The organism is Boseongicola sp. (assembly GCF_057460485.1).
On record NZ_JBVCWP010000152.1, the window covers coordinates 1 to 9,512 of the forward strand.

Below are 9,512 nucleotides of genomic sequence, written 5' to 3' on the forward strand. Positions count from 1 at the left end.
TGCGCCGTTATCCCGCCAGGAGTATTCAGTTCGGCAGTTTCAAACGGTCCCGCCAAGGCCCAGCGAGGGCCAAGTCCAAGACGCATCGCCTTATCGATGTCGTTTGGCTCCGCCACGCCTTCGTTGACCAGACGATAGGCCTCGCGCAGGACGGCGCCCTGAAGGCGGTTAAGGATGAACCCTTCGATTTCGTGCCCGAGCAATGCTGTCGCGAACCCGGCGCCGCTGAACATGGCGGCGGCCCGCTCCATAGACCCAGGCGCAGTGCCAGGGGCAGGGCACAACTCAATGATGCGCAGGACGGCTGGTGGGTTCATTGGATGTGCTACCAGACACCGGGTCTGGTCCCGGACTTCCGGAACGATCCGCGACATAGGTATCGCAGAAGATGCAGTGGTCAAAATCGTGTTCTCACCAGTCTTTGCGAGGAGATCGACGAAGATGGCTTGCTTAATCTCGAGGACTTCAGGCCCACACTCAAGGACCAGGTCTGCCGTTCCAAGTGCGCTGTCGGGCGATCCCACCACGATGATATCGCCATCTTTCTGCTGACCAAGCCCTGCCAATTGGATCGCCTGGCGCTGGACCCCGATCCCGGCCTCCGCAGCGGCCCGTCTTTGGCTGTCAGGATCTGCAAGCGTTACACGCCAACCTGCGTCTGCGAACGCGGCGGAAAAGGACAGACCAATGAAGCCTGCGCCGAGGATGACGACGTGAGTGTTAAGCGCGACGGTCAGTTCGGAACCTTTCTCTTGCATCAGTTCGCAGAGCGAACAAAAGTACGCATGCTTTGATAATGTGTAGCCACGCAGAAAGGATCACGCAACATGACTATTTCGCAAGACCTTATCGGACGAAATGCCGTGGTAACGGGCGGTGCCTCGGGTCTCGGGAGCGCAATTGCCGCGCGGCTCGCCGCGTCTGGCGCCTCCGTCACGGTTGTCGATCTTAGCGGGGCGCTTGATCTGGTTCACGCCGGGCATTCAAGGTTCCCGTGCGACCTCGCCAAGCCCGACGCCAAGGACAAGCTTGCAGTGCTGGCTGCAAAGTTGGGAACAGTAGATATTGTAGTGGCAAATGCTGGCGTCGTTCCGCCATGGAAACGGATGCGCGCGCTGGACGGAGACGAATGGAGCCGTGTCATGGCAGTCAACGTTTGGGGCGTTGCGGCAACAATTGGCGCATTTGCCGAAGCGCTGGCGCGCTCGGATCATGCCTCGGTCGTCGCGATGGCCTCTATCAACGGGTATCGCGCGCACCCTGATCAGGTTCTCTACACGGCCTCGAAGCATGCCGTGATTGGAGTGATGCGCGCGGCCGCACTTGATCTTGGGCGCGACGGAACGCGCGTCAATGCACTTGCCCCCGGCGCTATCGCGACCAAGGCATTGTTGGGGCGAGTTTCTGCGCGTCACGCTGGTGGCGGTCAAAGTCCCGAGGAAGCGCTTTCGGCGCTGTCTGCTGAAACCGCACTCGGTCGTATGGCAACCGAGCAGGACGTCGCCAACGTTGCGCATTTCCTTGCGTCGGATGCCTCCGCCGGCATGACAGGATCAGTTTTCCCGGTTGAGGCAGGTCTTGTCTAGCGTGACGCCCAGCCGTTCTCGGCAAGGATGTCATGGCTGGCAAGGATGTCCCCATCGGGATCAGCGCCAGGTTGCAGAGCGTCGGTTATTATCTCAAGGACGGTCACACCCTGATAACCTATGTCATTCAAGGCCTTTGCCGTAGGCGCAGGATCGACGATGCCGCTGCCCAGACGCTCATGCTTGAATTCGTCGGGACCAGAATCCGAGATATGCACATTCTTTACGAGATCGCCAAGCATGCGAATTGCGTCGGCGGGGTCTTCCTGGATGAAGGCGCTGTTGCAGATGTCGAAGTTGATGCCGACCTCGGGTCCGATCAGCGCTGCAGTGTCTCGCATGTCTTGCGCAGTGGGCAGGTAGGTGAAAGGCACGTTCTCCAGAAGTATCTCAACGCCGGTTCCCTTAGCGTGGGCCACAAGCTTCTGTATGCCCTCGACAAACCAGTTCAGCATCCACTCGTGCGGTGGGTTGATCAGGCTGTTTATCGGGCCTGGAATAGCGACGACGTAGGGGCATGAGATCTCAGCGGCGAAGTCTATCGCTTCGCGATACCGGTCCAGCGTGTATTCGCGCATAAGCACATCGACGCCGTTGGGGTTGTTGTCGAGAAGGGGGTAACACAGAGATGAAACCTTCAGGCCCTCGCCGTTTAGCCAGTCCTTGTAGGCCTTGACCTGATCCGCGCTCAGCTCTCGCGGCCAGCAATGCGGTGGGAATATCATCAGCTCGAAGATATCATAGCCGAGTGTACGAAGATGTTTCATGGCGCCAAGGCCATCGTGCGAATATAGAAACGGGAATGTACTTGCTGCGACGTTGAGTTTTGTCATCTGAGAGGAAATCCTTTCCGCTTGTCAGTTTGCCACCAACATGTTCAGTTTACGCACAAAAGTTAATATATCGCACAGAACTACGATTCAAATGAAAATGAAAGGGCTTGAATGCCAAGCGCGCTTTTTTCGCCGTTCGATCTGAAGGGGCTGACGGTTCCCAACAGGATCACCGTGGCGCCGATGTGCCAATATGCTGCGTTGGACGGAGTGCCGCAGGACTGGCACCTCGTGCATTTGGGGCAATTCGCAATGTCAGGGGCGGGTCTGATATTCACCGAGGCAACAGGTGTGGAGCCCGATGGCCGCATTACTGACGGATGCACAGGACTTTACGACGATGCGACCGAAGCTGGATTTGCCCGCGTCGTGGACTTTATGAAATCAGCGGGCAATGCGGTCGTCGGCATCCAGCTTGGCCATTCAGGTCGCAAGGGCAACACCGTCGCGCCTTGGCAAGGCGGCGGCATGATCGAAGGGTCTGGTGGCTGGCAGCCGCAAGCCCCTTCGGCGGTGCCATATCTGCCCGGATGGCCGGCACCGGCTCCAATGACTGATAGCGATCTTGATCGCGTAAAATTAGCGTTCGTTGAAGCCGCTAAGCGAGCCGATCGCGCTGGCTTCGACATCGTAGAGCTTCACGCGGCTCACGGGTATCTTTTGCATCAATTCCTGTCGCCTATTACCAATACCCGCGACGACGTCTACGGCGGCAGCCTTGAAGGCCGGATGCGATATCCGCTTGAGGTGTTCAGTGCGATCCGGGCAGCATTTCCCGCTGAAAAACCTGTTATAGTTCGCCTATCGGTAACAGACTGGATTGAAGGCGGATGGGACCTGGATCAGTCCATCGAATTCTGTCGCGCGCTGAAAGAACTCGGTTGCGACATGATTGATGTCACCAGCGGTGGTCTGGACCAGCGGCAAAAAATTACAACTGGACCGGGGTATCAGGTAGGGATGTCCGAAAGTATCCGTCGCGAGACTGGTATGCCCACGATGGCTGTTGGTCAGATCACTGATCCAATTCAGGCAGAGACAATCCTAGCAACAGGTCAGGCGGACATGATCGCTTTGGCACGAGGCATGTTGTGGGATCCGCGATGGCCATGGCGGGCGGCAGTGGCGCTGGATGAAGAAATCGCACTTCCAGCCCAATATGCGCGCTGCAATCCGAAGCTCAGCTCCACACCCTTTGTCAGGAGGAGATAGCCAATGGCAGATCTTGGTGGAAAGACAGTGGTTATTACCGGCGCGTCGAAGGGCATCGGGGCCGCCATCACAGAAGTCATGATCGAGGCTGGTGCGACTGTTATCGCGCATTATGGTGGCGACCGTGCCGGGGCCGAGGTCGCCACCTCACGGGCGAAACGAGGTCAGGCGACACTTTTGTCGGCTGATTTTTCGGATATGGGTGCGGTGGATGACTTTTGGGCGCAGGCGCACGCAGCGGCCGGTGGTCGGATCGATGTTCTGGTCAACAATGCCGGCATTATGCGTCAGTCGGGTGGCATTCTCGACCCGATTGAGGATTGGGATGCAATCTGGTCCGAGGCCATGGCGGTGAACCTGCATGCGCCTGCGCGCTTGCTACGTCACGCTGTCTCGACGTGGCTGAACGCGGGCGAGCAGGGGGCGATAATCGGCATCGGAAGCTGGGTCACGACACGAGGCACCTCGAACCCCGGTGCTATCGCCTATGCCGCCTCTAAGGCCGCAATTGCGGCAGCCACAAAGACAGTGGCCCGAAACTATGCGGATCGTGGTATCCTAGCCTATGTTATCGCGCCCGGTGTTGTGCGCACGCAAATGTCAGTCGACAGCGCTGCATTGACGGGCGGCGAAGCTGCGGTGACCGCAACCTTGCCCATGGGTGAATGGGTGCCTCCGTCCGATATCGCAGAGCTGGCGGCATTTCTTGCCGAAGGCCGCGCCCGGCACCTGACCGGTGCCACTATCGATGTGAACGGCGCGGCCTACATTAGATGAGCCTACTTGGCAGCGACGGACTTTGTCTCGATCGTATCGACGATCCGATCCAGCTCCTCCATCAAAGGAACCATCTTTGCAATCCGCTCGCGTCCCTCAGCACCAAGGCTTTCGAACGTGGTGATCGGCGCGCGCACGTCCCCCACAGGGTGACCCGCAGCCGCCGCCAGCGCCTTGGAATAGCATTGGTGCCCATAAAGCGGATGCCCAGCCGTAATGATCGTGTCGAACTGCGAGATAATGTTCTGTACCGTCTGAACGTCGTCCCAACGGCCTTGTTCGGCCCATTCAACAAATTTGACCGTCGCTCGCGGAATGTAATTGCCGTAAGGGTTCACATATCCCTTGGCGCCCATTTTGTAGCTTTCAAGCACGCGTTGCCCCGCCCACGGATTCATCTGCCCATCGCTTGCCAGGATGATATCATGAATACGTTCAATGCGCTGCGAGGCTTCCTTGATGTATCGGATTTGCTCAAAGCTTTTGGCCAATCGTCCAACAAGAGCGGCTGGCATGTCCACGTTCGAGGTGAAGGGGTTGTTGTACAGCATGATCTGCAAGTCGCAGGCCTCGCAGATCGCGCGGTAATAGTTGAAAATCTCATCCTCGGTCGGTGTGTAATAGTAAGGCGGAATGATCATCAGGCCATCAGCGCCCAGATCCTCTGCCTCCTTAGAATAGCGTACAGCGTTTGGGGTATAGGCGTTCATCGTGCCCACCCAGACAACCATGCGACCGTTCACATAATCGACCGTCTTCTTGACGAAAGCCGATCTCTCGGCGTCGGTGATCGTCAGGAATTCGCCCGTGGTGCCAAGGATGACAACACCAGGCACGTCGTTTGCGACCTGCCAGTCGAGGAAGCCCTCCCAAGCCTCGAAGTCGATCTCGGCGCCGCCCGGCGTGAAGGGCGTTACGGTGACTGTGTGACTTCCCGAATAGGTCGGTTTCATGGAGCTTTCCTCGAATTTGGCGCGGGCGCATGACCCGGGCGGATGTCTTGGTGATTGGTGGCGGTATCGCTGGTCTTATGACGGCGTGGTATCTGGCGCGCGAGGGCACGAAGGTGACTCTTCTCGAAGCGGGAGAACTTGGTGCGCAGGCGTCGGGCGCCAATGCAGGGTCGTTGCATCTGCAAATTCAGTACCCGGAATTCGTCAAGTACGGAGAGGAATGGGCGCGCTCTTATGCGCCGACTCTTCGGTTCTTGCAGGCGTCGATCGGGATGTGGACGGATTTGGGCGACGCCTTGGGCGAGGACCTGAATGTGAAGCTGGGTGGCGGAATCGTGGTTGCGCGCACGTCGGAGCAAATGCGCTTCATCGAGGCCAAAGCAGCAATTGAAGCCAGTGTTGGGATCGACACTTCTATCCTTGATCGCGAGTCCCTGCGTCGCGTTGCACCTTACCTCTCGGACAGAGCCATTGGCGGCGGGTTCTGTGCGGGTGAAGGGAAAGCAAACCCTCTGCGCGCGACGCCCGCGATGGCAGCTGCTGCGCAAAAGGCCGGTGCTGAGATCCTTTGCGGCGTTACGGTTCGCGGCATCACCGGGCGGGCTGGGGCGTTTGAAGTGCACACGTCGCAGGGTCCGTATCTCGCCGACAGGATTGTCAATGCAGCCGGTGCGAATGCCGCCAAAGTTGCGGCAATGGTCAACATGAAAATCGACCTCGGCGGCTTTCCCCTTCAGGTCACGGTGACCGAGCCCGTGGCCCCCTTGATCCCACACCTGATCTATTCCGCCGCCGGAAAGCTGTCGTTGAAGCAGGCGGCAAACGGAGGGTGCATCATTGGCGGGGGATGGGCGGCGCAAATACGGCCAGACGGTGGTCTTTCCACTAACCCCGCGAACTTTGCGGGCAACATGGCCATGGCGGCTGGAGTGGTCCCAAATCTTGGGCAAGCGCGCACGTTGCGTAGCTGGACTGCATGGGTCAACGGCACCGTCGACTGGCGTCCCATCATCGGCGAGGCGCCGCAGATGCCTGGATTCTATCTGGCGCTGTTTCCGTGGGTCGGCTTCAGCGCTGGCCCCATGACAGCGCGCGTCATTGCAGACACGGTAATGGGGCGACCACCAGAATTTGATTTGGCCGGAATATCTGTCCTTGCCGACTGACGCATGCACCTGCATGGCTCAGGCGGCACCATTGGCTTTGTCTTGAAGCCCGCTCTTTCGAACGTGGGCCCTCCAGGTCATTGCCCATTTGGCCGGGTCTTCAAAGACATCGCCCTTCACTTGTGCGATGGCCTGATTGTGCGGCGCGGTCTTCACCAGCTCGGGATTGGTGCGCGCCTCCTCCGCGATCTGAGCGATAACGCCGATCCACGTATCAATGTCTTCTTTTGACCACAGCTCGCCTGCTTCCGGGGTGAAGGGTTCAGCCACAATCCATGGCTCATGGCTCATCCAGTAGGGGTCGATACCGTAGTCAGCCATCCGGTTGGCGAAATCAACCGTGGTAACGCCGGTCGCCTCAGTCAGGGGACCAAGAGACCAGCGCGTCATTTCCATCCGCCACAGATCGATTGAGGGATTAGAGATTTCCAGCCCCGGAATCTCCGCCAGCTTTTTGTCCATATAGTTGTTGGCAACGACCGAGATGTCCGAAGCGAGCTGAATACCTTCGGCCCCCATGGACCGCGCCCAAGCATAAGCTTTTACGACCTGAGGAACATTCCCCCAGAACTCTCGGACCTTGCCGCAAGATTTTGGACGGTCCTCGTCAAGCACATAAAGCGCACCGTCCTGCACGATTACAGGGCAGGGCAAATAGGGGGCTAACTCGTCCGTACATCCATAGGCGCCGACAGCAGGTCCACCGCCCGCTTTGGGAGCGCCGAAAGTCTTGTGTAGCATGAACATACATGCGTCAAAGCCAAGCTCACGCGCTGAAAGCTTACCCATGACCCCATTAAAGTTGGCGTGATCGTAAAAGCAAAGTGCACCTGCCTTTTTTGCCACCTTAACCCACTCTTTGATCTCGGGGTTGTAGATGCCCATGTCGTCGGGGTTGTTGAGCATGATCAGCGCGGTCTTGTCGCTGACCGCTGCCTTTAGTGCCTCAAGTGACGGATAGCCGTTCTCCTCCAAAGGCAGGTTCACCACCTTGAAGCCCGCAGCCGCCGCAGTGGCCGGGTTGCACGGATGCGATTGTGCTGAGGTAACCATTTCCGTCCGCTGGCCAAGCATCCCGCGATCTTGCCAATAGGCACGCGCAACAGCGGTCATCGTATAGGCTGCGTCGGCCCCTCCACCTGCCTGAAAGATGAATTGATCCATCCCCGAAAGACTGCGGAGCATACAATCGAAGTCGTGGATGATTTCAAGCACACCTTGCAGGGTGTCGGGATGTTGGTAGGGGTGAAGTTCAGCCACTTCGGGCCGAAGTGTCGCGTATTCAGCTGTCTTAGAGTTGTACTTCATGGTGCAGGTGCCAAAAAGGCTGATGCCCATCATGCCAAGCGTCATCTGGCTGAGATGAAGATAGTGTCTTTGTGCCTCGAACTCCGTTATTTCGGGCAGTTCGGCCCGATCCTTGCGCACCATGGCATGGGGGATAAGGTCAGTGCCGACGGCCTTTGTCACCTCGTCCTCGGGGGCGGGAAATAACTGACCACGTGCGCCCGGGCGACCCATCTCCATGACCACTGGCTCGTTCCATTTGGCGGCGTGAAACTCGGGGATTCGGGTCATTTCAGGACCTCCTTGAGCGTATGGACCAATGCGCGGATATCGGCGGCGGTGTGGACTTCGGTCACGCAGTAAAGTGCCGACTGACCAAGCCCGTTCTCTTCATCCGAGATATCTTTGCCGCCGAAGATACCGCGCGCACGAAGTGCATCATTCACGTCCGCAACCGTGCGGCCTGTGTCGTCGAAGTTTACGACGAACTCCTTGAAGGTCGTGTCGGGCCAGACGATTTTAATCCCCGGGACCTCGGACAGAAGCTTTGCTGCATAGCGGGCGCGACTTACTATCAGAGTTCCCAGTTCGCGAAATCCCTCGGGACCCAGAAGGCTCATGTAGACCGCGCCAGCGATCGCCCAAAGATATGTCGAGTTGCCCGTCCAGTCTTTGCCGTCTTCGCGAGAGCCGTAAGAGTTCTGGTGCGGACAGGCGAGGCCGAAACCCATTTCGCCCTCCTTCAGCGTCTCGGCAATCGAAACAAGAAAGCCGTTGTATTCCAGTACGTATTTCGCTTCGTCGCGTGACGCGATGAACCCGCCCACGCCGCCGCCACACTGCATATGGACACCCAAGGGCTGTACTGGCCCGGTCACAATGTCGGCCCCGTAATCGCCCGGTGCCGTAATCACGCCCAAGGACACGGGATCGATGCCGACAATGGTTTCGGCTCCCGCTGCGCGGGCCAGCCGTGCGATCTCGGCGGCTTCAGACTCGATTGTGCCCAAATAGGACGGGTTCTCAAAATAGACTGCTGCCACGCCGTCGCCGAGCTTCGATTTTAGATCGTCTAAGTCCATTCGGCCGTTTGTCGAATGCACATCGACCATGACAACCTCGATGTGACTTTCCATTGCCGTCGGTTGGCAATACGTGCGCAGGACCGATAGGCGCTCGGGGTCAGAAAGCTGCGAAACCAGCACTTTATTGCGCCCGGTAATCCGTTGCGCCATCCGCACGGCATGGCCGTTGGCACAGCCCCACGAATAGACCGGCAGTTGAACAACATCGAGGTTCAAAAGAGCACCAAGTTGCGACGAGAACTCGAACCAGGCCTGATTGCGTCCGTGATCCGACTGATAGCTGCCCCAGACGTTGGTCGCGAACTCGGTCCTGCCCACGATCTCGTCAACGATGGCGGGGACATGGTGCTGCCAGACGCCGGCGCCGAGAAAGCTGAGGTTTGCCTCACAATCCTCGTTTTTCTTCAGCTTACTCAGAAGGTCACGCTTTAACTCGATTTCGGATGACAAAGCGGGTGGAAAGTTCAGCGGTGTGGTGCGGAAGTGGTCCTCGGGTATCTGCTCAAAAAGCTCCCTTGCAGAATCTGCCCCAATTTCGTCCAACATCGCTTGAAGTGCTCCGGGGGCCGCGTTGGCCATCCAAGGATGCGCTCGCATTTCTTCAGTCATTCCA

The 9,512-nt window shown here is 58.1% G+C and carries 9 protein-coding genes; 4 read left to right on the forward strand and 5 right to left on the reverse strand.

Annotation, left to right across the window (positions count from 1 at the left end; genetic code table 11):
* Positions 1 to 758: 3-hydroxyacyl-CoA dehydrogenase NAD-binding domain-containing protein (locus tag AC221Y_RS15460; RefSeq protein ID WP_486707680.1), on the reverse strand; the 758-nt coding region annotated here is incomplete at its 3' end.
* Positions 759 to 827: 69 nt separating this feature from the next.
* Here AC221Y_RS15460 and AC221Y_RS15465 point away from each other — a divergent pair.
* Positions 828 to 1,586 (forward strand): SDR family NAD(P)-dependent oxidoreductase, encoded by a 759-nt coding sequence (locus AC221Y_RS15465; protein WP_299748804.1) that lies wholly within the window; start codon positions 828 to 830, stop codon positions 1,584 to 1,586.
* On the opposite strand, the gene AC221Y_RS15470 is transcribed toward AC221Y_RS15465, so the two are convergent.
* Positions 1,583 to 2,419, reverse strand: a complete 837-nt coding sequence (locus AC221Y_RS15470; protein WP_486707681.1) for a sugar phosphate isomerase/epimerase family protein — start codon at positions 2,417 to 2,419, stop codon at positions 1,583 to 1,585. The genes AC221Y_RS15465 and AC221Y_RS15470 overlap by 4 nt on opposite strands.
* Positions 2,420 to 2,530: 111 nt before the next feature.
* On the opposite strand from AC221Y_RS15470, the gene AC221Y_RS15475 reads away from it, so the two are divergent.
* Together AC221Y_RS15475 and AC221Y_RS15480 are read left to right on the forward strand one after the other, a co-directional pair.
* The gene (locus tag AC221Y_RS15475) at positions 2,531 to 3,631 is read left to right on the forward strand and encodes an NADH:flavin oxidoreductase/NADH oxidase (protein ID WP_299748293.1); all 1,101 of its coding nucleotides are present in this window, start codon (positions 2,531 to 2,533) and stop codon (positions 3,629 to 3,631) included.
* A 3-nt stretch (positions 3,632 to 3,634) separates the two neighbouring features.
* Entirely contained in the window at positions 3,635 to 4,408 is a 774-nt protein-coding gene (locus tag AC221Y_RS15480) for an SDR family NAD(P)-dependent oxidoreductase (RefSeq protein WP_299748290.1), read from the forward strand.
* Positions 4,409 to 4,410: 2 nt separating this feature from the next.
* Here AC221Y_RS15480 and AC221Y_RS15485 read toward each other — a convergent pair whose 3' ends face one another.
* Positions 4,411 to 5,361, reverse strand: a complete 951-nt coding sequence (locus AC221Y_RS15485; protein ID WP_486707682.1) for a dihydrodipicolinate synthase family protein — start codon at positions 5,359 to 5,361, stop codon at positions 4,411 to 4,413.
* Between the two features lie 29 nt (positions 5,362 to 5,390).
* Between AC221Y_RS15485 and AC221Y_RS15490 the strand changes: the two genes are divergently transcribed.
* Positions 5,391 to 6,527 carry an NAD(P)/FAD-dependent oxidoreductase gene (locus AC221Y_RS15490; protein WP_486707683.1) on the forward strand — a complete coding sequence of 379 codons (1,137 nt, stop codon included), beginning with the start codon at positions 5,391 to 5,393 and terminating at the stop codon, positions 6,525 to 6,527.
* Between the two features lie 18 nt (positions 6,528 to 6,545).
* Here the strand turns inward: AC221Y_RS15490 and gcvPB are convergent, their stop codons facing one another.
* Entirely contained in the window at positions 6,546 to 8,105 is a 1,560-nt protein-coding gene (gcvPB, locus tag AC221Y_RS15495; RefSeq protein WP_486707684.1) for an aminomethyl-transferring glycine dehydrogenase subunit GcvPB, read from the reverse strand.
* On the reverse strand, positions 8,102 to 9,512 hold a 1,411-nt coding region (gene gcvPA, locus AC221Y_RS15500; RefSeq protein WP_486707685.1), incomplete at its 5' end, for an aminomethyl-transferring glycine dehydrogenase subunit GcvPA. The genes gcvPB and gcvPA, both read right to left, overlap by 4 nt.

Coding starts and splice junctions, on each gene's coding strand:
- AC221Y_RS15490 (WP_486707683.1), top strand. CDS start 5,391: ATGACCCGGGCGGATGTCTTGGTGATTGGTGGCGGTATCGCTGGTCTT.
- AC221Y_RS15475 (WP_299748293.1), top strand. CDS start 2,531: ATGCCAAGCGCGCTTTTTTCGCCGTTCGATCTGAAGGGGCTGACGGTT.
- AC221Y_RS15470 (WP_486707681.1), bottom strand. CDS start 2,419: ATGACAAAACTCAACGTCGCAGCAAGTACATTCCCGTTTCTATATTCG.
- gcvPB (WP_486707684.1), bottom strand. CDS start 8,105: ATGACCCGAATCCCCGAGTTTCACGCCGCCAAATGGAACGAGCCAGTG.
- AC221Y_RS15485 (WP_486707682.1), bottom strand. CDS start 5,361: ATGAAACCGACCTATTCGGGAAGTCACACAGTCACCGTAACGCCCTTC.
- AC221Y_RS15480 (WP_299748290.1), top strand. CDS start 3,635: ATGGCAGATCTTGGTGGAAAGACAGTGGTTATTACCGGCGCGTCGAAG.
- AC221Y_RS15465 (WP_299748804.1), top strand. CDS start 828: ATGACTATTTCGCAAGACCTTATCGGACGAAATGCCGTGGTAACGGGC.